This is a genomic window from Streptomyces sp. NRRL F-5122, from assembly GCF_001507435.1.
Lineage (GTDB): Bacteria > Actinomycetota > Actinomycetes > Streptomycetales > Streptomycetaceae > Streptomyces > Streptomyces lannensis.
Genome location: NZ_LMWH01000169.1, coordinates 1 through 322, shown reverse-complemented (window position 1 = coordinate 322; position 322 = coordinate 1). Strand labels below are relative to the sequence as shown.

Below are 322 nucleotides of genomic sequence, written 5' to 3'. Positions count from 1 at the left end.
TCGGTGGTCATGGCGGCGGCCCGCACCTCTCGGCGCAGGGGGGGTGACCTGACGGACATCGTCAGGTGCGTCGACCAGTCGCTCGCCCGATGGTGATCCGACCATTTTTGCACCTGCGTGCTGTGCCGGATCGACGCGGAGACCAGGGTGCTGCACTGGGTCAATTGCGGGCTCCCGCCGCCGCTCCTGATCCGGGCCTAGCTGGTAGGCCAGGGCCCGCCCCCCGCCCCCACCACGCCCACGGGTTAGACCGGGACCTTTTAACCCCGCCTCAGCGTCGTCTCGTGAACTTCCCGTGCGCCCGGAGCGAACGGTCCGGCCA

The 322-nt window shown here is 69.9% G+C and carries 1 pseudogene; it reads left to right on the top strand.

Annotated features, from left to right (window positions below):
• Positions 1–111: 111 nt before the first annotated feature.
• Positions 112–201: pseudogene (locus ADL25_RS51555) on the top strand (SpoIIE family protein phosphatase); the annotation flags it as partial.
• Positions 202–322: the final 121 nt, after the last annotated feature.